The organism is Amycolatopsis sp. A133 (genome assembly GCF_031082405.1).
Lineage (GTDB): Bacteria > Actinomycetota > Actinomycetes > Mycobacteriales > Pseudonocardiaceae > Amycolatopsis.
The window spans coordinates 75,587-99,882 of sequence record NZ_JAVHJU010000069.1; the positions used below are offsets into that span (position 1 = coordinate 75,587).

Sequence of the window (24,296 nt, forward strand, 5' to 3'; positions counted from 1 at the left end):
GTGGCGAGCACGTCAGAACAGGGCCTTCACCAGGCTCAGCGCACCCTGGTTCCACGGGTCTCGCGAGGTGCGCCCCGCGCCGGCGGACGGCTTGCGGGACGGCCCGCGCTGGGTGCACCACCAGCGGTAGGTGTCCAGGATGGCCTGCCGGTTGGACAGCCGCGGGACGAAACCGAGCCGCTCGCGGGCCTTGTCGATGCTGACGTACGAGTCGGCCATCAGCTTGTGCAGCAGCCGCCCGTAGACCGGCGACAGCTTGTACCGCTGCAGCGTCCGGAGCACCGCCAGCGCCGGCTTGGCCGGCAGGGACACGACCCGCTTGCCGTGGCCGGCCGCGTCGAGCACGCACTGGAAGTCCTCGCGGATCGTGCCGAAGTCGGCGGCGCCGAGGTTGTAGGTGTCGTTGGCGACCGCCGGGGCCGCGCCGAGGGTCGCCACGACCGCATCGACGAGGTCGCCGACGCCGAACATCTGGATCCGCACGTCGCCGCGGCCGAGCACGGGGAAGTTGTGACCTTCGGCCGCCCACTCGAACAACATGGCGAACAGGCCCATCCGGCCCGGCCCCAGGAACGTCTTGGGCCGCAGCATCGCCACGCACAGCCCGTCGCTGCGAAAGGATTCGCAGACTTCCTCGGCCGCCGTCTTGGCCCGGCTGTACGCATCGACCGGGCGGCGCGGGTACGTCTCGGGCGTCGGGACGACGTCGGGCAAGCCGTAGACGGCGGTCGAGGAGATGTGCACGACCCGCGGCACCGCGCGGTCCCGGCTCGCCCGCAGCACGTTGCGGGTGCCGTCGACGATGACCGAGCGGATCTCGTCGTCGGCGTAGCTGGGCAGCGCGGCCGCGCAGTGCACCACGGCGTCGACGTCGACGGCGGCCCGGTCGAGCAGCGCGGGATCGCGGATGTCGCCGCGGACCTCGGTGACCCCGGCCACCGGTTCCCGCGGTGGGTGCAGATCCACGCCGACGACCTCGGCGCCGTCGGCCCGCAGCCGGCGGACGAGGTTGCCGCCCAGCATGCCGCTGCTGCCGGTCACCAGGACCCGGGTCACCACTGCGCCCTCACGCGGTCCTTGACGAACTTCGCGAGCAGCCGCGGCAGGCCCTTGGCGAGGGTCTTGCCCAGCGCGTCCAGGAACCGCTCGATCTCCTCGCGGCCGACCACCAGCGACGGCGCGACCACGAGGGGAGTGTCGCCGTTGGGGCTGAAGTACGTCAGGATCCCGTGCTCGCGGTAGAGCTCGCTGATCACCGCGCTGGTCACGAGCTTGGTGCGGAACTTCGGGTCGTTGGCGAACCCGGACGGCGCGAGCCGGGCGGCCATGCCGAGGATGGCCGGTCCGTTGTCGAGGAAGACGCCGAACAGGGAGCCGGTGCCGGCCACTCGCGTGATGGTGTCGGGGAACTCCTTCTGCAGCCGTTCCAGGCCGCCGCCGAGCACCGCTTCGACCTCCCGCGCCCGGCGCGGGAAGTCCTCCTCCACCACGATGTTGACGGCCTCGATCGCGGTCGCCGTCTCCTCGCCGAAGCCGTAGTAGGTAGTGGTGTGCAGGATGACGTCACCGAGCCGGTCGTAGGCCTGGCGGAACAGGGGCTCGCGCACGGTGTAGCCGGAGATCGACGCCTTGCCGCCGCCGAAGGACTTCGAGTACGTGAGGACGTCGGGCACCAGGCCCTCGTGGCGCATGAAGTAGAAGAGGCTGCCGGTCTTGCCCCAGCCCGTGTAGATCTCGTCGAAGATCAGCACGATGTCTTCGGCGGTGCAGAGTTCCCGCAGCGCACGCAGGGCTTCTTCGCTCCAGCGGCGCATGGTGGACGCGCTGAACGGCTCGACGAGGATCGCGTAGACGTCGGACGTCCCGTCGGCCCGGCGGTGCGTGGCCACCAGTTCGCGCACGGCCTCGACGTCGCCGAACGGGTAGGAGACGTTCGGGATGCCGGGGAATTCGAAGCTGTTCTCCCGGGATCCGGTCAGGCTCCCGGTGGCCAGCAGCTTGCCGTGGAAGCTGATGTCCGACCGCAGGATCGTGTTCCGCTTGCCTTCGTGGTATTTGTAGGCGAGTTTGATCGCGCCCTCGTTGGCCTCGGCGCCGGAATTGGGGAAGTAGGAGATGTTGAGGTCGCCGGGCAGTACTTCGGCGACATTGTGACTGAGTGCGGCGACATACGGCGAGAAGAAAGCTTTGTGCACTTCCATCCGGTGCAGGTCGTGGAACCGCTTTCTCGCCGCGAGGATGCGCGGGTGGTTGTGGCCGTGGTTGAGGACGCCGACCGCGCCGGTGAAGTCGAGGATCCGCTCGCCGTCCCGGGTCGTGATCCACACCCCGTCCGCGCTTTCCACGAGCCGTTTGCCGAAACCGAACGTGGACATCAGCGAAACCTGGGCTCGGCTCACGTGGTCCCGGTAAAGCGCCTGCAATTGCTTGACGGTGAGGGATTCGCATTCTTCGACGGAGATCAGGCTGGCCATCTTGCTCCTTGTGACGATTTTCCGGCCGACTCCGATGAAAGCTACGGCAGAGCCGTCGCGCGACGCTTCCACCGCCGGTCTGAGATGTCCGCTGTCTCGTTCTCCGCCAAACGAATGAGATGGCCGGACACCGAGGTGCCCGGCCATCGGAAACGCTTTCTCAGGCCGACGTCAGCCGGACGTCCCCGCCGTCGGCGAACCGTTGCGCGGGCAGGTGCACGATGCCCGACCGGTAGGCCAGTGCGACCGCCTGCGTGCGGTCGCGGACCCGCAGCTTCTGCAGCAGGTGGTAGATGTGCGACTTGATCGTGCTGGTCTGCACGACCATTTCGGCCGCGATCTCGGCCGTCGTCATCCCCTGCGAGATGTACTGCAGGACGTCCCGTTCACGCTGGGTGAGCTGGTCGAACACGGCCGGCGGCGGCTGGTCGCGCACGAGGGTGTCCAGCAGTTTCCCGGCGACCGCGGGCGGCAGGCTGGCCTGGCCGGCGGCCACCGCGCGCACGGCCCCCGCCAGTTCGTGCGCGTCCCCCGACCGGCACACGAAGCCGCGCACCCGCGAGGAGAGCAGGCGGGCGACGCGGTCGGAGTCCTCCGGGCCGCCGATGAGCAGCACCGGTACGACGAGGTCGGCCAGCGCGGCTTCGCCCGCTCCACCGAGCAGGTCGACGGCGACGACGACCGCCGACGGTGACACCGCGCGGACCACCGCTCTCAGCGAGCCGAGCGACTCGACCTCCGCCGACACGCGCAGCGCCGGGTCCTGCTCCAGCTTCCGTCTCGTCTCGGCCCGGTCCAGCGGCCATGGCTCGGCCAGCAGAACCTCGGTCTCCGGTTCCGCCGGGCGGTGTTCGCGCTCGAATGCCACTTCGCTCCCCAGTCGCAAAAGTCGTGCTTCCGATCACCGGTCATCCTGTGCACCGGCGCTCAAGGAAGGATCAAGAGCCGCGGCCCGGAACCCGGACCGGCGGAGACCGGCGGCCGGGTCGCCGCCTGTTCGACCCCGGCGACACGGTCGTCGGCGCCTGGAGAGCCGCCCGGGACCGGTCCCCGGGGAACCGGGTTATGACAACACCGCGGGCGTCGCCGTGAGGCCCGCGGGAGGGTGGTCATGGGGCCGGCTCAGCGACGGCGTGCCATTCGCGACGCTGCGCACGCTGCAGGACTGGGAAACGTCGTCCGGATCCTCCGCAGCACAGCGTGGGCGTGGCCGTCGCGCTCGGGTGCCTCGTCGTCCCGGCCGCGGTCGGCGCCGTCATCGCGACGATCATCCTCCGCTACGACGATTCCACGGTCTGGCAGTGGCCGTTGCTGGGGTTGAGCGCGCTGGTGGGGCCGGCCGTCCTCGCGGCGCACGTCGGTCCCGTGCCCGGCGGGCGGCATTGGATCGCCGTGGCCGATCGTGGCGTGGTGGCTTGGCAGCGCGGTTCCGGGTGGACCGCAACCTGGGCCGAGGCGCCGCAGCTCGCCGAAGGCACCATGTGCGGTGGCGGGCCGCGATCTCGCGGACGCGCGCCTGCGGCGGTCGCCGGTCGGCGCCTGGACGTCCCGGCGGGTCACGAGCTCGACTCTGCTCGTCCTGTTCGGCGCGGCCGCCGTCTGGTTCACCGCCGTGCCGATCGCGCGGAACTACCTGGTGGGTGACCTGCCGGCCGAGGTCGACCAGCTGGGCAGGCTGTGCGGCGGCGGCCGCCCGTTCGGCCGGAGCGCCGCCTACGCCGGCCCTGCGCCGCACCCGGTCGTCGTGTTCGCCGAGGGGGCCGAGCAGTACTCCTCGGCCCCTCACGGCGACCCGGCCGCGGTGCAGCTGGTCGGACCGGCCGCCCGGCCGGATCGTTCCCGATCGAGGGCGGCAAGCGCGACCGAGGTTGCGGGGAGCGGCTTCTCGTGCCGCCGGACAAGGCCGACGAGAAACTGCGGAAGGACTACGACCTCCCCGCCCCCGAGACCCTCGGCGCGCACCTGACCGGGTTAGTCAGGGGACTCCCCGCTGCTCGCCGGTGACCTTCTCCAGCCGCCGCTGCCCGAGCCGCGGCACAGAGCGCTACTCAAGCCGGACGTTGTCGTTGACGGCGCGACGGGAAGCGTGCCGGTGGTCGACGACGTCGCGCCACTGGTCGCCGTAGACGAGGCCGGTCATGTCCTCGCCCGCCATGACGTCGTGGGGGAAGCCGAGTTCAGGCGCGCTGATCTCGTCGAGCCGGTGCAGGGCGTCGTCGTCGAGGGTGACGTCGGCGGCGGCGAGGTTCGCGGCCAGCTGCTGCTCGCTGGTGGCGCCGAGCAGCGGGATGACCGTGCCGGAGCGTGAGCGCAGCCACGCGAACGCGACCTGCGCGGGGGTCCAGCCGCCGGCTTCGGCGACGGCGACGACTTCGCGCACGATGTGGTTGCCGCGTTCGCCGCTGAAGTCCCAGCCGCCGCGGGTGAGGCGCCCTTCGGCGCCGTTGAGGTACTTGCCGGTCAGCCGTCCTTCGGCCAGCGGGCCCCAGGCGACGACCGCGAGGTCGTGGGCCTGCGCCATGGGCATCAGCTCGGACTCGACCGAGCGGGCCAGCAGGTTGTAGCGCAGCTGGACGCCGACGAAAGGTGACCAGCCGCGCAGCTCCGCGAGAACGTTCGCCTGCGCGATCTCCCACGCGGACCAGTCCGAGACACCGACGTGCAGTACCTTGCCCGCGCGGACCTGATCGTCCAGCGCCCGCATGAGCTCCGGCAACGGGGTGAGGGTGTCGCGGGCGTGCACCCAGAGCACGTCGATGTAGTCGGTGTGCAGGCGCCGCAGGCTCGCCTCGAGCGAGCCGACCAGGTTCTTGCGGTGGTTGCCCGCCGTGTTCAGGTTACCGGGGGAGGTCTGCAGGGTGTACTTCGTGCCGAGCACGAACCGGTCGCGGCGGCCCCGCAGGGCCTGCCCGATGATCGACTCCGAGGCGCCGCCCGTGTACGCGTTCGCGGTGTCGAGGAAGTTCCCGCCCGCGTCGGCGTAGAGCTCGAGCATCTTCGTGCTGGTCTCCGGCGGGGCGCCCCATCCCCAGTCGTCGCCGAAGGTCATCGAGCCCAGTGCGAGTTCGGAGACGCGGAGGCCGGATCGGCCCAGCAGCGTGTAGCGCATGGATGTCCCTTGGATTCGTGGTGCCCGGAATCGCGTGACGACGTTCCGCCGCGCAGTTCCAGGCTGCCGCGCGTCCCGGGTGGCAGCCAGGGTGGGATGTTCCCGGGTGCGATCCACCCACCCATCCGGTGCACCGCACGGTGAAGCGCTACAGCGCCGCGGCCGCCGCGGGGTCGTCGATCGCCGCCACGTACGAGGCGCAGTTCAGCGGCTGGTCGGTGAAGAAGCGGAAGGCCAGGTCGGCGACGTCGGCCGCGCGTTCCAGGACGACCCAGTGGTCGGAATCCTTCATGGTCAGGAAGCGGCTGCCCGCGATCGTGGCCGCGAACTCCCGCTGCCGGGCGGGCGAGGTGATGGAGTCGTGTTCACCGGTGAACACCAGGGCCGGCACCCCGGACAGCCCGCCGTCGAAGGACGGGCTGCTGATCAGGGACCGGTGCAGGTAATCCAGCACGTCGGGGACGTGGAGGGCGACGTGGAGCATCGAACGCCGGACGTACCGGTACACCAGCGAGCGCCGCGGGATGTGGCGGTCCTCGTCGAGGCACAGCTGCATGCCCGCGGCCACCGCGGCGAAACCCTCGGCGTCACCCTTCGCGAGGTGGTCGGCCGCCAGGCGCAGCGACTCCCGCTGCGCGGAGCTGGTGTGCGCGACCACGCCGCCGAGGACCAGCCGCGCGATCCGGTGCGGGTTCCGTTGTGCGCAGCCGAAAGCGAGTTCCGCGCCGTAGGAGTACCCGAACAAGTTGACTCGGGGCGCCCCGAGGTCCTCGATGATCCGGTCGACCGCCGCACCCGCGAACTCCGTGCCGGCCCCGGGCGGCAGCGGATCCGACGCGCCGACGCCGGGGAGGTCGGCCGTCACGAGGTCCGCCACCGGGGTGATCCGGTCCTCCATGTGGGGCCAGCCGGAGCTGCCCTGGAAACCGCCGCCGAGCACGACCACCGGCTCCGTCCGCGGGCCGGGCCGGCGAAGGAGCCGGTAACTGAATCGCGTTTCGCCGAGCGTCAGCGCGCGGATTGCTTCTTCGGGCACTTTCTCAGCAGTTCTTCGTGAGGACGAGTGCGGCGTTGTGGCCGCCGAAGCCCATCGACGTCTTGACCGCGCACTCGAACCTCGCCGGTCGGGCTTCCTTGGCCACGACGTCGATCGGGATCCGGAGGTCCCGGGTCCGGAGGTTGGCGGTGGGCGGCACGAGCTGCCGCTCCAGGGCCAGGACGGTCAGCGCGGTTTCGATGCCGCCCGCCGCGCCGAGCGCGTGCCCGGTCATCGCCTTGGTCGAGGTCACCAGCGGCTGCTCGCCGAGCATCCGGTGCAGCACGCTGGCCTCGATGAGGTCGTTCATCACGGTGGACGTGCCGTGGGCGTTGACGTGCCCGACGTCGGCGGGCGCGACGTCCGCGTCCGCCAGGGCGGTCCGCAGCGCGCGCTCGATGCCGGTGCCTTCGGGGTCCGGCGCCACGGCCGCGTAGGCGTCGCTGGACGCGCCGTAGCCCGCGATGCCCGCGCGCACCCGGGCGCCCCGGGCCGCGGCGTGCCCGGGTCGTTCCAGGACGACGAGACCGGCGCCTTCCCCCACCACGAACCCGTCGCGGTCGGCGTCGAACGGCCGGCACGCCGTCGCCGGGTCGTCCCGGCGCGTGGACACCGCCCGCATCTGGCAGGCGCTGGCGAGCAGGAGCCGGGAGCACACGGATTCGGCGCCGCCGGCGATGACGATGTCGCACGCCCCGCCGCGCAGGAGCTGCAGGGCGGTGCCGATGGCGACCGTGCCGGAGGAACACGCCGTGGAGACGCTCAAGCTCGGTCCCCGGGCGCCGAGGTCCATGCAGACGCTGCTGGCGGCGCTGTTCACCGTGGTCATCGGCGCGAGTTTGGGCGAGACCCGGCGCGCGCCCTTTTCCGCCAGGACGGTGCTCTGCTGGTCGTAGAACGGGAGACCACCGTGGGCCGACCCGATGACGACCGCGACGCGATCCGATTCCCACACCGCGGGGTCGAGCCCCGCGTCCGCCACCGCTTCCCGGGCCGCGACCACGGCGAGCTGGGAAAACCGGTCCATCATCCGCAGCGCCGGCACGCCGAGCAGGCTTTCGGTGTCGAGGTCGTCGATGGTGTACATGAAGTCGCAGGGCAGGCCGCGCAGTTCTTCGCGATGCCGGACGCCATGGGGCTCGCCGGGCCGGGTCACGCCGCGCCACGCGGCGTCGGCACCGACTCCCGCCGCGGTGACCAGCCCCAGCCCCGTCACCGCCGCGGCCGCGGCCGGGCGTCGGGAACGCGCGGTCATCCGGCCGTCTTCCCGCCGACGACCGTCGCGAGCTGCCCCACGGTTTCGCGGGAGGTCAGCTGGACGTCTTCGAGGTCGATGTTCAGGCGTTCTTCGAGGAGCACGCGCATTTCTTCCAGGGCGAGAGAATCCATTCCCAGCTCGCGCAGCGAGGCCTCGGGGCGGACGTCGCCCGGTTCCACGCCGAAACTCCGGATCAGGAGGGTGGTGATCTCTTCGGTGACGGTCACTCTGCTGTCGGCTCCCATTCGTTTTCCTCGCGGGCCACACCTGACTGTGGCCGCGACGCGGCGCAGCGTCAGATACCCGCGGACCATCAGTTATAAGGGGCTCCGCGCGGAAATCCGATTTTCTTAGCTCGATGGAGTGACGCCCAGCATGGGCGGGGCGGGAGCACTTCCCCCGTCGCGAGATCGAGCTCCTCGGCACGCCGGGGGGCCTGCGGCGATCTCAAGGAGTGCGTGACCAGCGCTCGCGGCCCCCCGGGTGATAGGAATGGCCGGTGACCGAATCGAACCTGATCGAAGCCGCCGCGGCCGAGGCCGTCACGCTGACCAGCGAGCTCATCCGCATCGACACCACCAACACCGGTGACCCCGACACGCTGGTGGGCGAGCGGGCGGCGGCGGAGTACGTCGCGGAGAAGCTGACCGACGCCGGGTACGAGATCACCTACGTCGAGTCGGGCGGGAAGAACCGGCACAACGTCATCGTGCGGCTCGAAGGCGCCGACCGGTCGCGGGGCGGGCTGCTGATCCACGGGCACCTCGACGCCGTGCCCGCCGACGCCTCGGAGTGGTCGGTCCACCCGTTCTCCGGCGCGATCCAGGACGACTACGTCTGGGGCCGCGGCGCGGTCGACATGAAGGACATGTGCGGGATGGCCCTCGCGCTCGCCCGCCACTACAAGATGCACAACGTCGTGCCGCCGCGGGATCTGGTCTTCGCCTTCCTCGCCGACGAGGAGGCAGGCGGCCACTACGGCGCGCAGTGGCTGGTCGAGAACCGGCCGGAGCTGTTCGAGGGGGTCACCGAGGCGATCAGCGAGGTCGGCGGGTTCTCCATCACGCTCAAGGACGACGTCCGCGCCTACCTGATCGAGACGGCGGAGAAGGGCATCCGCTGGATGAAGCTGCGCGTGCGCGGCACCGCCGGGCACGGTTCGATGATCCACCGCGACAACGCCGTCACGAAGCTGGCGGAGGCCGTGGCGAAGCTCGGCAACCACCGGTTCCCGCTCGTGCTCACCGACTCGGTGCGGGAGTTCCTCGCCGGCGTCACCGAGATCACCGGCTGGGACTTCCCCGAGGACGACCTCGAAGGCTCGGTCGCCAAGCTGGGCAACATCTCGCGGATGATCGGCGCGACCCTGCGCGACACCGCCAACCCGACCATGCTCACCGCCGGGTACAAGTCCAACGTCATCCCGTCGGTCGCCGAGGCGGCAGTCGACTGCCGCATCCTGCCGGGCCGCCTCGAAGCTTTCGACCGCGAGCTCGACGAGCTGCTCGGCCCGGACATCGAGAAGGAGTGGATGGAGCTCCCGCCCGTCGAGACGAGCTTCGACGGCGCACTCGTGGACGCCATGACCGCCGCGGTCCTGGCCGAGGACCCCGGCGCGAAGACGCTGCCGTACATGCTCTCCGGCGGCACCGACGCGAAGTCGTTCCAGGAGCTCGGCATCCGCAACTTCGGCTTCGCGCCGCTCAAGCTGCCCGCGGACCTCGACTTCTCCGCGCTCTTCCACGGCGTCGACGAGCGGGTCCCGGTCGAGGCGCTGAAGTTCGGTACCCGCGTGCTGGACCGGTTCCTGCGCACGTCCTGATGACCGGGTTCGCGCTCGCCGACGGCACGCTCCTGCAGGTGATCCGCAGGGGCGACCCGGCCGCGCCGGTGACCGTGGTGTTCGTCCACGGCTACGCGCTCGATCAGCGCAGCTGGGGCCGGATCGCCCCGCTGGTGCCGGACGCGGCGGACGGGCCGGTGGCCGTGCTGACCTACGACCAGCGCGGCCACGGCGGCTCGGGGCGGGCGCGGCGGGGCACCGCGACCATGGCGCAGCTCGGCGACGACCTCGCCGAGCTGCTCGAGCGCGAGGCCCCGGCCGGCCGGGTGGTGCTGGTGGGCCACGACATGGGCGGTCTGGCCGTGATGTCGCTGTCCCAGCGGCACCCGGAGCTGTTCGCCGCCCGGGTGTCCGGGCTGGTGCTGCTGGCGACGTCGTCGGGCACCCTCGCCGCCGAGGTGTCGGCGACCTGGCCGAACGCGCTGGGGAAGCTGGCCCGCGACCTCGAAGCGGTGCTCGGCTCGAAGCTCTTCGGCGTCGTGCGCGAGCACACCAGCCGGGCGGTCAGCGCGGGCCTGCGCTGGTGGCTGTTCGGCGACGACCCGGACCCGGAGCTGGTCGAGCTGACCGTGAAGATGATCCGCGGCAACTGGCCCCACACCGTCTCGCTGTTCCGACCGGCCATGGACGCGTACGCGCGCGACGCGGCCTTGGCTCAGGTGAGCGGGCTTCCGGTGACGGCGATCGTGGGGGAGCGGGACCGGATCGTGCGCGCGGCCGACGTGGAGCAGTGGGTCCACGGCCTCGGCAACGGGACGGCCGTGGTGCTGCCCGGTGTCGGGCACGTCGTGCCGCTGGAGGCCGCGGCGCAGGTGCTGCCGCGGGTGGTCGCGCTCGTCAACGCGAGTCCGCGGAGTTAGTGCCCGCGACGAGGAAGATCGGCACCGCCACGAACAGCCGGTTGCTGCGGGCGCGGGCCTGCTGTTCCTCCAGCCAAGCGCCGTCGCCGCCGAGGTTGGCCAGCACCGGCAGGACCGCGGCGTCGGTCCACACCAGCGCGTGGACCTCGACGCTGACGTCGGCGAACCCGTTGTCTAGCAACAGGTTCCGGTACCGCCGGGCGATCCTCGGGTGGGGCAGGCCGTCCGCGCGCGCGTGGACGATCGACCGGGTGCGCGCGGGGTCGTCGGAGTCGATCACCATCGTGTCCCAGTCCTGGCCGGTGAGCACTGCGCGGCCGCCCGGCGCCAGAACGCGGCGGGCCTCGGCGACGGCGAGCTCCGGCTCGGGCAGCACGTGCAGGACCTTGTCGGCGCGGTAACCGGTGACCGAGCCGTCGCCGAGGGGCAGCGCGGTCGCGTCGGCGACGTGGAACTCGCCGTCCGGCCAGCGCGCGGCGGCGACCTCGATCATCGCCGGGTCGGCGTCGACGCCGATGGCCCGCACTCCGCGGGCGGCCAGCTCGCCGACGGCCCGGCCGCCGCCGCAGCCGACGTCGACCACAACGTCACCGAGTCCTTGGTAGGTCCGTTCCCGCAGTTCAACGGCTTGCGGGCGGTCGTCGAGAGCGTCGAGGAGCGTGAGCAACGTGGACATGGCGCCCATCCTGCGACTTAATGTCGGGATGAAGTCAATCGGCGAAGTGGCCGCGCGGCTCGGGTTGCCGGCCCACGTCCTGCGCTACTGGGAGGCGGAAGGGTTGCTGCACCCGGCCCGTGTGGGGGCCCGGCGCCGCTACAGCGACGCGGACCTGCGCCGGGTGGCCGCGATCCTGGTCGCCAAGGAAGCCGGGTTCGAGCTCGCGGACATCCGGACGATGCTGACCGGCGAGTCCGCGGCCGAGCGCGCCGCGATGGCGGCCCGCCAGCGGGACCGGCTGCGGACCCGGATCGCGCGGGCCCAGGCCGCGCTCGAGCTCCTCGAAGGTGACTGCCCGCACGACGACCTCATGACGTGCCCGCACTTCCAGGGCCTGCTCGACCGACAACTCGAGCATTCTTGACAATTTCTCTATTCGGTTGACATTCTGGGCCCATGTTTCCCGTGGCGGTGATCGAAGACGCGGCGGCGGCCGAGGTGTCGCTGGACCCGGTCCGGGCCCGGCTGCTGGCCGAACTGGCCGAGCCGGCTTCGGCGACGATGCTCGCCGCGCGCGTCGGCCTGCCCCGCCAGAAGGTCAACTACCACCTGCGGGCCCTGGAGAGCCACGGCCTGGTGGAGCTGGTCGAGGAACGCCGCAAGGGCAACGTCACCGAGCGGATGATGCGGGCGACGGCGGCGTCGTACGTCATCTCGCCGACGGCGCTGGCCGCGGTGCAGCCCGACCCGGCCCGCTCGCCCGACCGGCTCTCGGCGCGCTGGCTGCTCGCCGTCGCCGGACGGCTCGTCCGCGACGTCGGCCTGCTGATCACCGGCGCGGCGAAGGCCCAGCAGCGCGTGGCGACGTTCGCGCTCGACGGCGAGGTGCGGTTCGCCTCCGCGGCCGACCGGGCCGCGTTCGCCGAAGAGCTCACGGCCGCGGTGACGACGCTGGTGGGGAAGTACCACGACGAGAGCGCGGAGAAGGGGCGCCCGCACCGGGTGGTCGTCGCCGTCCACCCGAGCATCCCGGAGGAGTCCTGACGTGGGCCACGAATTCGAGCTGACCGACGTCGCCGAAGTGGGGGCGACGCCGGAACAGGTGTGGGAAGCCATCGCGACCGGGCCGGGCATCGACTCGTGGTTCATGGGCCGCAACGAGGTCGAGGGTGGCACCGGCGGTGTCGTCCGCGGTGCCTTCGGCGGGTACCGGCCCGAGTACCGGATCCGCGAGTGGGACCCGCTGGAGAAGCTCGTCTACGGCAGCGAAACCGCGCCGGACGGACGGCGGATCGCCTACGAGTTCCTCGTCGAGGGCCGCGCCGCCGGCAGCACGGTCATCCGGTGCGTCACCAGCGGGTTCCTGCCCGGTGACGACTGGGAAGACGAGTTCGAAGCGATGACCACGGGTGGCGAGCTGTTCTTCCGCACCCTCGTCGAGTACGTCACGCACTTCGCCGGCCGGGCCGCGGTCCCCGTCACGGTCTTCGGGCCCGCGGTGGGGGACTGGGCCGAGGCGTGGGCCCGGCTGGGCACCGAGCTCGGCCTGTCCGCGCGGCCCGCCGAAGGCGACCGGGTCCGGGTCGCGCCGGTCGGCCGAGAAGGCGTGGTCTACGCGGTGAACGACCAGACGGTGGGCGTGCGGACGGCGGACGCGATGTTCCGGTTCGTCCGCGGCTTCCAGGGCGCGATGGTCGCCTGCCACCACTTGTTCACCCCGGGCACCGACGCGGACGTCGAGGAGAAGACCTGGGGTGACTGGCTCAACCGGGTGTTCGGCTAGGTCGGCAGAGCGCCGGGGAGGCTCTGCGCCGTCTTCTTGCGGCGCAGCCAGACCCGGCGCGTGCCGTCCGCGTACAACCGGACGGTCCGCAGTTCCCAGCCCGCGAACTCCGCGTGGATGGAGAGCTGGATCGCCGCCGCACGCCGGGACACGCCCGGGGGGAGGTGCAGACGGCGATACTCCCAATCCCCTTCGACCACCGCCTCGCCGACCGCTGTCATGGCTGGATCACCTGGGTCCCTTCTCCGGCCGCCGAGCCGACGATCACCCGGCCGCTCTTCTCGTCCACCCCGACCGAGTCCGGCTGGCGCACGGTGGGGAACCGGTACTTCTCCACGGGCTCGCCGCCGCGGACGTCGAACCCGGCCACTTCGTTGCGCCCGGTCAGCGTCACCCACGCCAGGCTCCGCGTCGCGTCGTAGGCGATCCCGTACGCCCCGCCCGGCACCGGGTACCGCTGCCGCATGATCAGCGGCGAAGCCGAGAACGCGATCAGCGCACCCGCCCGCGCGTCCGTCACCAGCACCCGCCCGTACGAGTCCGCCACGGCGTTCGCGGCACCGTCCCCGGCACGCAGCCCTTCGTCGACCTTCCCGGCGGCGACGTCCACCGAGAACACCGCCGTCCGCAGCCGGTCCAGCACCACCACGCCGTCCCCGGTGTCGACGACGTCGTCCGCGCTGTAGAGCTGCCCGCCGATCGTCCGCGCCGGACCCGCCGCGGGCAGCACCCGGATGTCCTTCGCCGCCCCCATCGCCACCAGCCGGTCCGCCCCGACCACGATGCTCGCCGCCGGCTGCCCGCCCGTCTTCGTCTCGGTCAGCTTCCGGTCCGGCAACGCCAGCTGCTGCACCACACCCTGACCCGGCTCCGCGATCTCCACCCGCCCCGGCGAGACGGAAAGCTTCTCCGCCTTGCCGTATAACGGCATATTCACCGGGGGTGACGCGAGCGCGTTCAAGTCGTACAGCCGCAGCGACGGGGGCTCGGAAACCGCAACGACGAGCGTGGCCGTCTTCGCGTCCACGGCGACCGCCGAGACCGAGCCGTCGCCGAGCACCTGACCGGCGGGTTTCACCGTCACGGCGGGGGAGACGGCCGGGCGTGCGGCGGTCGGGTTCTTCACGATCTGCAGGTCGTCGGTGGTCGACTTGGCCGACGAGCAGCCCGAGAGCACCAGGGCACCGGCGAGCGGGAGCGCGATCCACGACACGGCGGCGAACCGACGCACGTTGCTGCCTCCAGGTGTCCCTCGGCGGGCGGTCTTCACCAGCATGCTCCTTGATCCCCGTGCCGTCACGTGCGTGTCACCGAACAGACACCTGGCGCTCACCGCGGCCAGCGTTCGGGGTAGCCGACCTCGATCGCGCTGACGTCGTCGAGCGCGGACCGGATGGCGGGCGGGAGGGTGATGTCCTCCGCCGTCAGCGAGCCGGTGAGCTGGCCGGTGTCGCGCGCGCCGACGACCGGGGCGACGACGCCGGGCCGGTCGCGGACCCAGGCCAGCGCCACCGCCAGCGGCGACGTGCCGAGCCCGTCGGCGGCGGTCGCGACGGCCTGCACGATCCGGGCGGCGCGGTCGGTGCGGTGGTGCTCGACGTACCCGGCGTAGGCGCTGTTCGCGCCGCGCGAGTCGGCGGGTGTGCCGGTGCGGTACTTGCCGGTCAGCACGCCCCGGCCCAGCGGCGCCCACGGCAGCAGCCCGATGCCGTGGTGGGCGGCCGCGGGCACGACCTCGCGGTCCACCCCGCGCTCCAGCAGCGAGTACTCGACCTGGGTGGAGACGAGGGGAGCGACGGCCGAGGCGCCGGCGGCGGCCGTGGCCAGCTGCCAGCCGGAGTAGTTCGAGACGCCGACGTAGCGGACCTTTCCGCTGGTCACGGCGTACTCCAGGGCCGACAGCGTCTCGGCGAGCGGTACGCAGTCGTCCCAGGCGTGCAGCTGCCAGAGGTCGATGTGGTCGGTGCCGAGGCGCTTGAGCGAGCCGTCGAGCGCGGTGAGCAGCGCCCCGCGGGAGGCGCCGCCGCCGAACGGGCCCTCGGTGCGCCGGGCGACCGCCTTCGTCGCGAGGACGACGTCGTCGCGGGGCACGAGGTCGCCGAGCAGGGAGCCGAGCACCCGCTCGCTCTCCCCCTCGCCGTAGATGTCGGCCGTGTCCACCAGAGTGCCGCCGGCGTCGACGAAGGCGACCAGCTGACTGGCGGCCTCCTCCGCATCCGTGTCGCCACCCCAGGTCATGGTGCCGAGCGCCATCCGGGAGACGCGCAGTCCCGAGCGGCCGAGCAGTCGCTTTTCCACGACCGCCGAGCCTAGTGGGCTGCCCCGTCCGGGGGAGACCAAGGTGAGTCGTGTCGCGATCAAGGCCCCCGTTAGGGTCTGGCCCCGTGCGACTCGGACTGAATCTCGGCTATTGGGGCGCGGGGAACGACCCCGCGAACCTGGCCCTGGCGAGACAGGCGGACGAACTCGGCTACGCGGTCGTGTGGGCCGCGGAGGCCTACGGCTCGGACGCGGTCACGGTGCTCTCGTGGATCGCGGCGCAGACGTCGCGGATCGACGTCGGTGCCGCCGTGCTGCAGATCCCGGCCCGCACTCCGGCGATGACGGCGATGACCGCCGCCACCCTCGACACGCTCTCCGGCGGCCGGTTCCGGCTCGGCCTCGGCGTGTCCGGCCCGCAGGTGTCCGAGGGCTGGCACGGCGTGCGCTTCACCTCGCCGGTGGCCCGCACCCGCGAGTACGCCGGGATCGTGCGGACGGCGCTGCGCCGGGAGCGGCTGAAGTTCGAGGGCGAGCACTTCACGCTGCCACTGCCGGACGGCCCGGGCAAGGCGCTGCGGCTGACCGTCCGCCCGGCCCGCAAGCACATCCCGCTCTACCTGGCCGCGATCGGCCCGAAGAACCTGGAGCTGGCCGGGGAGATCGCCGACGGCTGGCTGCCGGTGTTCTTCTCGCCGGCCCACGCGGGGGAGCAGCTGGCCCACGTCCGCGCCGGTGCCGAGCGGGCCGGCCGCACCCTCGACGGCTTCGACGTCGTCCCGTCGGTGCCGCTCGTGCCCGGTGCCGACTGGCGGACCTGCGCGGACGCCGTCCGCGGCTACGCGGCCCTCTACCTGGGCGGGATGGGGAGCAAGGAGAAGAACTTCTACAACCGGCTGGCGTGCCGGATGGGATTCGCGGCCGAAGCCGCCGAAGTGCAGGAGAAGTACCTGGCCGGCGACCGGGCCGGGGCGATGGCGGCGGTGCCGCCGGAGTTCCTCGACGCGACGTCGCTGCTGGGCCCGAAGGAACGGATCGCGGAGAAGATGAAGGAATACGCCGAAGCCGGCGTGACCACCCTGTCGGTGTCGCCCTACACGCCGGAGCCGGCCGGGGCGCTGCGCACCGCCGTCGAGGCGCTCGAGCTGGCGGGGGTGGCCTGACGTGGGCTGGTTCGAAGCACTGGTGCTGGGCCTGGTCCAGGGCCTGACGGAGTTCCTCCCGATCTCCTCGAGCGCGCACCTGCGGATCGTCGCGGCGCTGGCCGGCTGGGACGACCCGGGCGCGGCGTTCACCGCCGTCACCCAGATCGGCACCGAGCTGGCGGTGATCATCTACTTCGGGCCGAAGATCGGGAGGATCCTGCGGGCCTGGTTCTTCTCGCTGTCCAAGCCGGAGTGGCGCCGCGACCCGGACGCCCGGCTCGGCTGGCTGATCATCGTCGGCTCGCTGCCGATCGTCGTGCTCGGGCTGCTGCTGCAGGACCAGATCGACAGCGCGTTCCGCGACCTGCGGATCACCGCGACCGTGCTCATCGTGTTCGGCGTGATCCTGCTGGTCGCCGACCGGATCGGGAAGCAGGAGCGCACGCTCGACCACCTGACCGTGCCGCACGGCCTCGGTTTCGGCTTCGCGCAGGCGCTGGCCCTGATCCCGGGCGTGTCCCGCTCCGGCGGCACCACCAGCGCGGGCCTGCTGCTCGGCTACACCCGGGCGGAGGCGGCGGAATACTCGTTCCTGCTGGCGCTGCCGGCGGTGTTCGGCTCGGGGGTGTACAAGCTCAAGGACATCGGCTCGGGTGACGTGCCGGCCCAGTGGGGCCCGACGATCCTGGCCACGCTGGTCGCCTTCGGCGTCGGGTACGTCGTGATCGCCTGGCTGATGGCCTACATCAAGAAGCGCAGCTTCGTGCCGTTCGTGGTGTACCGCCTGGTGCTCGGCGTGCTGCTGTTCGTGCTGATCTTCGCCGGCGCGCTGGACCCGAACGCGGGCCCGGTCGGGCACTGATCCGCCCGCGTGGGGACCGCTTGATCGGTCCCCACGTAGGGTGGGGCCCGTGAGTACGGTCATTCTGCTCCGGCACGGCAAGTCCACGGCCAACGGCTCCGGCGTCCTGGCCGGGCGCTCCCCGAAGGTCAACCTCGACGACACCGGCCGCGCCCAGGCGGAGAAGCTCGTCGAACGGCTCGACGGCGTCCCGCTGTCCGGGCTCGTCGTTTCGCCCATGCTGCGGTGCAAGCAGACGGTCGGGCCGCTCGCCGCCGCGCGCGGCCTCGACAAGGTCGTCGAGCCGGGGCTGTCCGAAGTGGACTACGGCGAGTGGACGGGCAAGGAGCTCAGGCACCTCGCCAAGGAACCGCTCTGGCGGGTCGTGCAGGCGCACGCCTCGGCCGCGGTGTTCCCGGGCGGCGAAGGGCTCGCGGCGATGCAGGCCCGCTCGGTCGCCGCCGTCCGCGCCCACGACCGGCGGATCACCGCCGAGCACGGCGACCACGCCGTCTGGCTGCTGTGCAGCCACGGCGACGTCATCAAGTCCATCCTGGCCGACGCGCTCGGCCAGCACCTCGACGCCTTCCAGCGGATCGTCGTCGACCCGGCGTCCATCTCGGTCGTGCGCTACACCGAGACACGGCCGTTCGTCATGCGGGTCAACGACCACGGCGGCGACCTGCGCGGCATCGTCCCGCCGGAGCCGAAGCCGAAACGGGGCAAAAAGGCCACGCCGAGCAGCGACGCCATCGTGGGCGGTACCACCGGTCGGTGATCCCGGCCACCTCCGGAAAGCGCTGACACCGGCCCCGGGGGACCACGTAGGGTGGCGGGACCGAGTGTTTTCCCCGACCAGGAGCCTGCCCGATGATTTCGCCGGACAACCCGTTCGCCGCACCCAGCGAGCTGCCCTACGCCCTGCCGCCCTTCGACCGGATCTCCGACGAGCACTACCGGCCCGCGTTCGAGGCCGGGCTGGCCGAGCACGCGGCGGAGATCGAGCAGATCGCGGCGCAGGACGCCGAGCCGACGTTCGAGAACACCATCGTGGCCCTCGAGCGCGCCGGCGAGCTGCTGAGCCGGGTGGCGAGCGTGTTCTACAACCTGGCCGGCTCCAACAGCACCGACGAGATCCAAGCCATCCAGGCGGAGTTCGCGCCCAAGCTGGCCGCCCACCACGACGCGATCCACCTGAACCCGCAGCTGTTCGCCCGGATCGACGCCCTCCACGCGCGGCGCGGCGAGCTCGGCCTGGACGAGGAGTCGCTGCGGCTGCTGGAGCGGCGGCACACCGACTTCAGCCGGGCCGGTGCCGGCCTCGGCGAGGCGGAGCAGGCCCGGCTGCGGGAGCTGAACGGGCAGCTGTCCACGCTGCAGACGAAGTTCCAGCAGAACCTGCTCAAGGACACCAACGACCTCGCCGTCGTCATCGCCGACCGGGCCGAGCTCGACGGCTTCGGCGAAGGGGTGATCGCCACCGCGGCCGAAGCGGCGTCCGCACGGGGCGAGGACGGCAAGTACGTGCTCACCCTGAGCCTGCCGACGAGCCAGGCATCGCCGCTGGAGACACTGCGCAACCGCGAGGTCCGCGAGCGCATCCACACCGCCTCGATGGCGCGGGGCAACCGCGGCAACGACTGCGACAACAACGCCGTCGTCGCCGAAATCGTCCGCCTGCGCGCGGAACGGGCCGTCCTGCTCGGCTACCCGAACCACGCCGCGTACGTCATCGCGGACGAGACGGCGAAGACAGCCGAAGCCGCGGCCGGGCTGCTGGAGCGGCTGGCTCCCGCCGCGGTCGCGAACGCCCGCGCCGAAGCCGCGGAACTGCAGCAGCTGCTGGAAGCCGACGTGCCGGGCGCGACGCTGCGGCCCTCGGACTGGCCGTTCTACGCCGCCCAGGTCCGCCGCGAACGCTTCGACGTCGACACCGAGGCGTTGCGGCCGTACTTCGAGGCCGACCGCGTGTACCTCGACGGCGTCTTCTTCGCCGCGACGAAGCTGTACGGCCTGACGTTCACCGAGCGGGACGACCTGCCGAAGTACCACCCGGAGGTCCGGACCTTCGAGGTCTTCGACGCCGACGGCACCCCGCTCGGCCTCTACCTGCTCGACCTGTACACCCGCGACTCCAAGCGCGGCGGCGCCTGGATGAACACCTTCGTCGACCAGTCCGCACTGCTGGACCGCAAGACGGTCGTGGTCAACGTGCTCAACGTGAACCGGCCGCCGGCGGGGGAGCCGACCCTGCTCACCTTCGACGAGGTCGTCACCGCCTTCCACGAGTTCGGCCACGCCCTGCACGCGCTGGTCTCCTCGGTCCGCTACCCGACCTTCTCCGGCACGAACGTGCCCCGCGACTTCGTCGAATACCCCTCCCAGGTCAACGAGATGTGGATGCTGTGGCCGGAAGTCCTGGCCCACTACGCCAAGCACCACGAGACGGGGGAGGCGCTGCCGCAGGAGCAGGTCGAGAAGCTGCTCGCGGCCCAGCAGTACGGCGAAGGCTTCTCCACCACCGAATACCTCGCGGCGTCCCTGCTCGACCAGGCCTGGCACGGCCTCGGCGTCGACGACCGGCTGGGGGAGGTGCAGCCGTTCGAGACCGAAGCGCTCGTGAAAGCCGGCGTCGCCGTCGACGCGATCCCGCCGCGCTACCGCACGACGTACTTCGCCCACATCTTCAGCGGCGGCTACAGCGCCGGGTACTACTCCTACATCTGGAGCGAAGTCCTCGACGCCGACACCGTCCAGTGGTTCCGCGAAACCGGGGGACTGACCCGCAAAAACGGCGACCACTTCCGCCGCACCCTCCTGGGCCGCGGAGGCAGCATCGACCCGATGGACGCCTTCCGCGCCTTCCGCGGCCGCGACCCCGAGATCGAGCCCCTCCTGGCCCGCCGCGGCCTCGACGGAGTCTGACCCACCGGTCACCTCTCCATAAGTGTATAACGACCTATACTGCGGGGCGATTTTCCGAAAAATCGCCCCGCAGTCCTTTTTGCACAAAAGAACAGCACCGACGGAAGGGGCAGCCTCCCGGCCTTGCGGTCGGGCAGGATCAGCCTCCCCGGTCACCGCACCCGAGTCACCCCGGCCGCGGCCCGGCGCGCGTTAGCTTTGCCGGGCAAGGGATTCGAGTGATTCTCGGGGAGGGAAACCATGAAGACCAAACTGCGCCGGCTGGGCGTCCTGCTGACGCTGGTGCTCGCGGTCGGCGGCGTTTTCACCGCGCCGGCGTCGGCGGGGACGCAGTCCACGGAAGCCACCTGCACGGGCGCGGGTTCGTGCTGGTTCACGTGGGGCCGCATCACGCGCGGTGACTGCACGATGGACCAGGCCAAGTGGACGCTGAACCGGAACGGCAGCGCGTCCTTCGAGGCGGTGATCATCAGCAACGACAGCAACGACGCGTGGCTGATGTGGCCGGTCGTGACGGACACGAGCGGGTTCGTGCTCGGGCCCGTCACGCACGGGGGTGACCCGAAGTTCGTGCGGGGCACGGTGAAGAACCAGTGGACGTGGTGGTTCGATGCCGGGTCGTTCGACCCGTGGCTCTTCGACCGGATCCACAGCATGAGTTTGTCGAGTAGCTGCTGATCGTCGCGTGTTCTCGCCCCGGCGCTTCCGGCGCCGGGGCGAGAGCCTGTGGTCAGCCGCCGGTGACGATGTGGTCGACGAAGCCGTAGGTGAGGGCTTCGTCGGCGTCGAACCAGCGGTCGCGGTCGGCGTCGGCGGTGATGCGTTCGACGGTCTGGCCGGTTTGCCGGGAGGTGATTTCGGCGATGCGGCGTTTCATCTTGCCGAAGACTTCGGCCTGGATGGCGATGTCGGTGGCGGCGCCGCTGATGCCGGCCGATGGCTGGTGCATGACGATCCGGGTGTTGGGCAGCAGGTAGCGCTTGCCGGGGGTGCCGGAGGAGAGCAGGAACTGGCCCATGGAGGCGACGAAGCCGAGGCCCCAGGTGGAGACGTCGGGTTTGACGAGCTGCATGGTGTCGTAGATGGCCATGCCGGCGGTGACGCTGCCTCCGGGTGAGTTGATGTAGAAGGTGATGTCCTTGGCGGGGTCGTCGGCGGCGAGCAGGAGCAGCTGGGCGATGATCCGGTTTGCCACGTCGTCGTTGACTTCGGAGCCGAGGAAGACGATGCGGTCGCGCAGGAGCTGTTCGTAGACCGAGTCGGTGGAGGTCTGGCCGGGGGCTTGCAGTTCGGGTAGGGCGAGAAGGGTCATGGGGCGACGGTAGGGCCGAAGATCGAGTGCGGGGCGGGAGTTTCGCTGTGAGCGTGCGGTGTTCGCTGAACGTGAAAAGGGGCCGCCGTCACGTGGTGACGGCGGCCCCTTCTTTTGCCGGGGTGGCTCAGATGAGGCCGAGCTTGGCCACGGTGTCGCGCTCTTCGACGAGTTCGGCGACGGAGGCGTCGATGCGGGCGCGGGAGAAGTCGTCGATCTCGAGGCCCTGGACGATCTCGTACTTGCCGTTCTTGGCGGTGACCGGGAACGAGGAGATGAGGCCCTCGGGGACGCCGTAGGAGCCGTCGGAGGCGACAGCGGCGGAGGTCCAGTCGCCGGCGGGGGTGCCGTTGACCCAGGTGTGGACGTGGTCGATGGCGGCGGAGGCGGCCGAGGCGGCGGAGGAGAGGCCGCGGGCTTCGATGATCGCCGCGCCGCGCTTGGCGACGGTGGGGATGAAGTCGTTCTCCAGCCAGGCCTGGTCGACGGCGTCGGTGATGCTCTTGCCGCTGAATTCGGCGTGCTGGACCGAGGGGTACTGGGTGGCGGAGTGGTTGCCCCAGATGGCGACCTTCTTGAGCTCGGTCACGGGGACGCCGAGCTTCTTGGCGAGCTGGGCGAGGGCGCGGTTGTGGTCGAGGCGGGTCATCGCGGTGAAGCGCTCGGCGGGTACGTCGGGGGCGTGCGAGCGGGCGATGAGGGCGTTGGTGTTGGCGGGGTTGCCGACGACGAGGACCTTGATGTCGTCGGCGGCGCCGGCGTTGATGGCCTCGCCCTGCGGTTTGAAGATGCCGCCGTTGGCTTCGAGGAGGTCGCCGCGCTCCATGCCCTTGCTGCGGGGGCGGGCGCCGACGAGGAGGGCGATGTTGGTGCCTTCGAAGGCCTGCTTGGGGTCGTCGAAGATGTCGGTGCCGGCCAGGAGGGGGAACGCGCCGTCTTCGAGTTCCATCGCGGTGCCCTCGGCCGCCTTGACCGCCTGCGGGATCTCGAGGAGCCGCAGCTTCACCGGGACGTCCTGGCCGAGGAGCTGACCGGACGCGATGCGGAAGAGCAGCGCGTAGCCGATCTGGCCGGCGGCGCCGGTGACGGTCACGTTGACTGGGGCTTGGGTCATTGCGGTTCTCCAGCTTGAGACGACTTTGGCTAGTGCGTGTGAGCCTATCCCTCCTGGGCGTTGCCGGTCGGGTGCGTCCGGTCACGCTCGTGAGTGGTAAGGCGGGTTAGAACCCGCCTTACCACTCACGAGGCGTCGGTGACGTTGTGGGCGAGGCGGGTGAGCAGGTCGGCGAGCTGGGCGATCTCGGTGTCGGTGAAGCCGGTTCGCAGGCGGCGGTCGTGGGCGATGGCGGCGGTGGCGAGGCGGTGGAAGAGCTGTTCGCCGTCGTCGGTGAGTTCGACGAGGTGGACGCGGCGGTTGGCGGGGTCGCGGCGGCGGGTGACGAGTCCGGCGGTTTCCATGCCGTTGAGGTGGTGGGTGAGGGTGGCGCCTTGGATGCCGACGGCGTCGGCGAGTTCGCGTTGGTTGGCGACGGGGGTGGTTTTGAGGGAGATGAGGATCTGCCAGACGGGTTGGGAGCCGCCGGCGGCGGCGAGGGCGTGGTCGAAGGCGCGGCCGGCGGTTTTGGCGGTGCGGGCGAGGACGACGCCGATGGGGGCGGTGGTGGGTGGTGGCACGGTCGGGACCTTACCGCAGATACCTAGGGGTCTAATCGTTTGACATCTAACGGTTCGACTTCTAACGTTCTCGGCGTCGACGGAAGGAGAACGTGATGAGCACCGAAGAACAGATCCGCGAGTTCGGCCGGGTGTGGGCCACGGCGGAGGAACGCGGCGACACCGACGTGCTGGCCGGCCTGGCCGCGGACGGGTTCCGCCTGGTCGGGCCGCTGGGGTTCGTGCTGGACCGCGAGCAGTGGCTGGCGCGCTACGGCGGCGGCGACCTGGTCACCGAGAAGCTGGCGTGGACCGGGGTCGAGGTCCGGGACTTCGGTTCCGCCGCGATCGCGATCGGCGTCCACGAGCAGGTCGCGACGCACCGGGGGAACCCGGTGAACGGCCGGTTCCGCGGCACGCACGTGCTGGTCCGCGAAGACGGCCGCTGGCGGCTGGCCGGCATCCACCTGAGCCCGATCGGCGCCCCGTTCGTCCCCGGCGGTGACGGGCGATGAGCGTTGAGCTGAACCACACGATCGTGTGCGCCACCGACCGCGAGGCGTCGGCGGAGTTCCTGGCCGGGATCCTGGGGCTGCGGACCGGACCGGTCGCCGGGCCCTTCGTGCCCGTCCGGCTCGCGAACGGCGTCACGCTGGACTACCTGCAGGTGGACCGGGTCACGAGCCAGCACTACGCGTTCCTGGTCGGTGACGACGACTTCGACGCCGCGATGGCGCGGATCGAAGCGGCAGGCGTCGCGTATTGGGCGGACCCGTTCCACGAGCGGCCGGGCGAGGTCAACAACCTCAATGGCGGCCGCGGGGTCTACTTCGCGGATCCGGACGGTCACAACCTCGAACTGCTGACGAGGGGGTAGCGGGGCGGCTGGGCATCGGGGTCGCCGGCCGCCTGCTGCGGGCCGACCCGCGCAGTACCGCGGCTTCGGCGACCGTCCGATCGGGGATCCGCGGCCGGTGCGGCAGCCCGAAGACGGCGCTCCTCGCGCGGCACTGTGAGGAGTTCGCCGGGTGGGCATCGATCACGGCTGGTCTGCGGTCGCCGTCGGGGTCCGGACGCTGGGACGGGCCACCGGGGCTCCTGGGGCGGGGCCGGACGACGCGGGGGTGATCGTTGCCGGCG

Annotated in this window: 27 protein-coding genes; 13 read left to right on the forward strand and 14 right to left on the reverse strand. The window is 71.4% G+C overall.

From position 1 onward, the window contains the following. Nucleotides 1-12: 12 nt before the first annotated feature. From Q5425_RS41825 to Q5425_RS41835, 3 genes are all read right to left on the reverse strand, one after another. Nucleotides 13-1,056 carry an NAD-dependent epimerase/dehydratase family protein gene (locus tag Q5425_RS41825; RefSeq protein ID WP_308677986.1) on the reverse strand — a complete coding sequence of 348 codons (1,044 nt, stop codon included), beginning with the start codon at nucleotides 1,054-1,056 and terminating at the stop codon, nucleotides 13-15. Continuing rightward, nucleotides 1,053-2,474 (reverse strand): aminotransferase class III-fold pyridoxal phosphate-dependent enzyme, encoded by a 1,422-nt coding sequence (locus Q5425_RS41830; protein ID WP_308677987.1) that lies wholly within the window; start codon nucleotides 2,472-2,474, stop codon nucleotides 1,053-1,055. The genes Q5425_RS41825 and Q5425_RS41830 overlap by 4 nt, the downstream gene beginning before the upstream one ends. A gap of 160 nt (nucleotides 2,475-2,634) precedes the next feature. Further along, a complete protein-coding gene (locus tag Q5425_RS41835; RefSeq protein WP_308677988.1) occupies nucleotides 2,635-3,342 on the reverse strand; it encodes a response regulator transcription factor in 708 nt (235 codons plus the stop codon). A gap of 618 nt (nucleotides 3,343-3,960) precedes the next feature. Here Q5425_RS41835 and Q5425_RS41840 point away from each other — a divergent pair. After that, entirely contained in the window at nucleotides 3,961-4,440 is a 480-nt protein-coding gene (locus Q5425_RS41840) for a hypothetical protein (RefSeq protein ID WP_308677989.1), read from the forward strand. A gap of 78 nt (nucleotides 4,441-4,518) precedes the next feature. On the opposite strand, the gene Q5425_RS41845 is transcribed toward Q5425_RS41840, so the two are convergent. From Q5425_RS41845 to Q5425_RS41860, 4 genes are all read right to left on the reverse strand, one after another. Next, nucleotides 4,519-5,583 (reverse strand): aldo/keto reductase, encoded by a 1,065-nt coding sequence (locus Q5425_RS41845; protein ID WP_308677990.1) that lies wholly within the window; start codon nucleotides 5,581-5,583, stop codon nucleotides 4,519-4,521. Between the two features lie 148 nt (nucleotides 5,584-5,731). Further along, nucleotides 5,732-6,619, reverse strand: coding sequence for an alpha/beta fold hydrolase (locus Q5425_RS41850; RefSeq protein ID WP_308677991.1), 888 nt, complete (start codon nucleotides 6,617-6,619; stop codon nucleotides 5,732-5,734). Nucleotides 6,620-6,623: 4 nt separating this feature from the next. Next, nucleotides 6,624-7,874, reverse strand: coding sequence for a beta-ketoacyl-[acyl-carrier-protein] synthase family protein (locus tag Q5425_RS41855; RefSeq protein WP_308677992.1), 1,251 nt, complete (start codon nucleotides 7,872-7,874; stop codon nucleotides 6,624-6,626). After that, the gene (locus Q5425_RS41860; RefSeq protein ID WP_308677993.1) at nucleotides 7,871-8,122 is read right to left on the reverse strand and encodes an acyl carrier protein; all 252 of its coding nucleotides are present in this window, start codon (nucleotides 8,120-8,122) and stop codon (nucleotides 7,871-7,873) included. Before Q5425_RS41860 ends, Q5425_RS41855 begins: the two co-directional genes overlap by 4 nt. A gap of 254 nt (nucleotides 8,123-8,376) precedes the next feature. Here Q5425_RS41860 and Q5425_RS41865 point away from each other — a divergent pair, with 254 nt between their 5' ends. After that, the gene (locus Q5425_RS41865; RefSeq protein ID WP_308677994.1) at nucleotides 8,377-9,699 is read left to right on the forward strand and encodes a M20/M25/M40 family metallo-hydrolase; all 1,323 of its coding nucleotides are present in this window, start codon (nucleotides 8,377-8,379) and stop codon (nucleotides 9,697-9,699) included. Next, a complete protein-coding gene (locus tag Q5425_RS41870; protein ID WP_308677995.1) occupies nucleotides 9,699-10,580 on the forward strand; it encodes an alpha/beta hydrolase in 882 nt (293 codons plus the stop codon). Before Q5425_RS41865 ends, Q5425_RS41870 begins: the two co-directional genes overlap by 1 nt. Here the strand turns inward: Q5425_RS41870 and Q5425_RS41875 are convergent. Next, the gene (locus Q5425_RS41875; RefSeq protein WP_308677996.1) at nucleotides 10,558-11,256 is read right to left on the reverse strand and encodes a methyltransferase domain-containing protein; all 699 of its coding nucleotides are present in this window, start codon (nucleotides 11,254-11,256) and stop codon (nucleotides 10,558-10,560) included. The two genes, Q5425_RS41870 and Q5425_RS41875, sit on opposite strands and share 23 nt — an antisense overlap. A gap of 28 nt (nucleotides 11,257-11,284) precedes the next feature. Between Q5425_RS41875 and Q5425_RS41880 the strand changes: the two genes are divergently transcribed. From Q5425_RS41880 to Q5425_RS41890, 3 genes are read left to right on the forward strand one after another with little or no spacing between them, the layout of a single operon-like run. Continuing rightward, nucleotides 11,285-11,662: a MerR family transcriptional regulator gene (locus Q5425_RS41880; protein ID WP_308677997.1), complete on the forward strand. Its 378-nt coding sequence runs from the start codon at nucleotides 11,285-11,287 to the stop codon at nucleotides 11,660-11,662. Between the two features lie 32 nt (nucleotides 11,663-11,694). Then, nucleotides 11,695-12,282, forward strand: coding sequence for a helix-turn-helix domain-containing protein (locus Q5425_RS41885; RefSeq protein ID WP_308677998.1), 588 nt, complete (start codon nucleotides 11,695-11,697; stop codon nucleotides 12,280-12,282). A gap of 1 nt (nucleotide 12,283) precedes the next feature. After that, nucleotides 12,284-13,021 (forward strand): SRPBCC domain-containing protein, encoded by a 738-nt coding sequence (locus Q5425_RS41890; protein WP_308677999.1) that lies wholly within the window; start codon nucleotides 12,284-12,286, stop codon nucleotides 13,019-13,021. Here Q5425_RS41890 and Q5425_RS41895 read toward each other — a convergent pair. From Q5425_RS41895 to Q5425_RS41905, 3 genes are all read right to left on the reverse strand, one after another. After that, complete coding sequence (locus Q5425_RS41895) at nucleotides 13,018-13,242, reverse strand: DUF5703 family protein (protein ID WP_308678000.1); 225 nt, start codon at nucleotides 13,240-13,242, stop codon at nucleotides 13,018-13,020. The two genes, Q5425_RS41890 and Q5425_RS41895, sit on opposite strands and share 4 nt — an antisense overlap. Further along, the gene (locus Q5425_RS41900; RefSeq protein ID WP_308678001.1) at nucleotides 13,239-14,252 is read right to left on the reverse strand and encodes a hypothetical protein; all 1,014 of its coding nucleotides are present in this window, start codon (nucleotides 14,250-14,252) and stop codon (nucleotides 13,239-13,241) included. The genes Q5425_RS41895 and Q5425_RS41900 overlap by 4 nt, the downstream gene beginning before the upstream one ends. 98 nt (nucleotides 14,253-14,350) lie before the next feature. Next, nucleotides 14,351-15,319: an aldo/keto reductase gene (locus Q5425_RS41905; RefSeq protein ID WP_308678002.1), complete on the reverse strand. Its 969-nt coding sequence runs from the start codon at nucleotides 15,317-15,319 to the stop codon at nucleotides 14,351-14,353. An 86-nt stretch (nucleotides 15,320-15,405) separates the two neighbouring features. Between Q5425_RS41905 and Q5425_RS41910 the strand changes: the two genes are divergently transcribed. The 5 genes from Q5425_RS41910 to Q5425_RS41930 all read left to right on the forward strand — a co-directional run bounded on the left by Q5425_RS41910 (nucleotide 15,406) and on the right by Q5425_RS41930 (nucleotide 20,869). Next, complete coding sequence (locus Q5425_RS41910; protein WP_308678003.1) at nucleotides 15,406-16,443, forward strand: LLM class F420-dependent oxidoreductase; 1,038 nt, start codon at nucleotides 15,406-15,408, stop codon at nucleotides 16,441-16,443. A 1-nt stretch (nucleotide 16,444) separates the two neighbouring features. Next, a complete protein-coding gene (locus Q5425_RS41915; RefSeq protein ID WP_308678004.1) occupies nucleotides 16,445-17,287 on the forward strand; it encodes an undecaprenyl-diphosphate phosphatase in 843 nt (280 codons plus the stop codon). Between the two features lie 49 nt (nucleotides 17,288-17,336). Next, entirely contained in the window at nucleotides 17,337-18,044 is a 708-nt protein-coding gene (locus tag Q5425_RS41920) for a histidine phosphatase family protein (RefSeq protein WP_308678005.1), read from the forward strand. Between the two features lie 92 nt (nucleotides 18,045-18,136). After that, entirely contained in the window at nucleotides 18,137-20,191 is a 2,055-nt protein-coding gene (locus Q5425_RS41925; RefSeq protein WP_308678006.1) for a M3 family metallopeptidase, read from the forward strand. Nucleotides 20,192-20,431: 240 nt separating this feature from the next. Next, the gene (locus tag Q5425_RS41930; protein WP_308678007.1) at nucleotides 20,432-20,869 is read left to right on the forward strand and encodes a DUF6294 family protein; all 438 of its coding nucleotides are present in this window, start codon (nucleotides 20,432-20,434) and stop codon (nucleotides 20,867-20,869) included. 52 nt (nucleotides 20,870-20,921) lie between these two features. On the opposite strand, the gene Q5425_RS41935 is transcribed toward Q5425_RS41930, so the two are convergent. From Q5425_RS41935 to Q5425_RS41945, 3 genes are all read right to left on the reverse strand, one after another. After that, nucleotides 20,922-21,503 carry an ATP-dependent Clp protease proteolytic subunit gene (locus Q5425_RS41935; protein WP_308678008.1) on the reverse strand — a complete coding sequence of 194 codons (582 nt, stop codon included), beginning with the start codon at nucleotides 21,501-21,503 and terminating at the stop codon, nucleotides 20,922-20,924. A 127-nt stretch (nucleotides 21,504-21,630) separates the two neighbouring features. After that, nucleotides 21,631-22,617 (reverse strand): malate dehydrogenase, encoded by a 987-nt coding sequence (locus Q5425_RS41940; protein ID WP_308678009.1) that lies wholly within the window; start codon nucleotides 22,615-22,617, stop codon nucleotides 21,631-21,633. A gap of 125 nt (nucleotides 22,618-22,742) precedes the next feature. Next, nucleotides 22,743-23,177, reverse strand: coding sequence for a MarR family winged helix-turn-helix transcriptional regulator (locus Q5425_RS41945; protein ID WP_308678010.1), 435 nt, complete (start codon nucleotides 23,175-23,177; stop codon nucleotides 22,743-22,745). Between the two features lie 95 nt (nucleotides 23,178-23,272). Here Q5425_RS41945 and Q5425_RS41950 point away from each other — a divergent pair, with 95 nt between their 5' ends. Continuing rightward, nucleotides 23,273-23,671 carry a nuclear transport factor 2 family protein gene (locus Q5425_RS41950; RefSeq protein ID WP_308678011.1) on the forward strand — a complete coding sequence of 133 codons (399 nt, stop codon included), beginning with the start codon at nucleotides 23,273-23,275 and terminating at the stop codon, nucleotides 23,669-23,671. Then, a complete protein-coding gene (locus Q5425_RS41955) occupies nucleotides 23,668-24,033 on the forward strand; it encodes a VOC family protein (protein ID WP_308678012.1) in 366 nt (121 codons plus the stop codon). Before Q5425_RS41950 ends, Q5425_RS41955 begins: the two co-directional genes overlap by 4 nt. Nucleotides 24,034-24,296 lie beyond the last annotated feature (263 nt).

Coding starts and splice junctions, on each gene's coding strand:
- Q5425_RS41830 (WP_308677987.1), bottom strand. CDS start 2,474: ATGGCCAGCCTGATCTCCGTCGAAGAATGCGAATCCCTCACCGTCAAG.
- Q5425_RS41845 (WP_308677990.1), bottom strand. CDS start 5,583: ATGCGCTACACGCTGCTGGGCCGATCCGGCCTCCGCGTCTCCGAACTC.
- Q5425_RS41855 (WP_308677992.1), bottom strand. CDS start 7,874: ATGACCGCGCGTTCCCGACGCCCGGCCGCGGCCGCGGCGGTGACGGGG.
- Q5425_RS41860 (WP_308677993.1), bottom strand. CDS start 8,122: ATGGGAGCCGACAGCAGAGTGACCGTCACCGAAGAGATCACCACCCTC.
- Q5425_RS41870 (WP_308677995.1), top strand. CDS start 9,699: ATGACCGGGTTCGCGCTCGCCGACGGCACGCTCCTGCAGGTGATCCGC.
- Q5425_RS41875 (WP_308677996.1), bottom strand. CDS start 11,256: ATGTCCACGTTGCTCACGCTCCTCGACGCTCTCGACGACCGCCCGCAA.
- Q5425_RS41880 (WP_308677997.1), top strand. CDS start 11,285: ATGAAGTCAATCGGCGAAGTGGCCGCGCGGCTCGGGTTGCCGGCCCAC.
- Q5425_RS41885 (WP_308677998.1), top strand. CDS start 11,695: ATGTTTCCCGTGGCGGTGATCGAAGACGCGGCGGCGGCCGAGGTGTCG.
- Q5425_RS41895 (WP_308678000.1), bottom strand. CDS start 13,242: ATGACAGCGGTCGGCGAGGCGGTGGTCGAAGGGGATTGGGAGTATCGC.
- Q5425_RS41925 (WP_308678006.1), top strand. CDS start 18,137: ATGATTTCGCCGGACAACCCGTTCGCCGCACCCAGCGAGCTGCCCTAC.
- Q5425_RS41930 (WP_308678007.1), top strand. CDS start 20,432: ATGAAGACCAAACTGCGCCGGCTGGGCGTCCTGCTGACGCTGGTGCTC.
- Q5425_RS41935 (WP_308678008.1), bottom strand. CDS start 21,503: ATGACCCTTCTCGCCCTACCCGAACTGCAAGCCCCCGGCCAGACCTCC.
- Q5425_RS41940 (WP_308678009.1), bottom strand. CDS start 22,617: ATGACCCAAGCCCCAGTCAACGTGACCGTCACCGGCGCCGCCGGCCAG.
- Q5425_RS41950 (WP_308678011.1), top strand. CDS start 23,273: ATGAGCACCGAAGAACAGATCCGCGAGTTCGGCCGGGTGTGGGCCACG.
- Q5425_RS41955 (WP_308678012.1), top strand. CDS start 23,668: ATGAGCGTTGAGCTGAACCACACGATCGTGTGCGCCACCGACCGCGAG.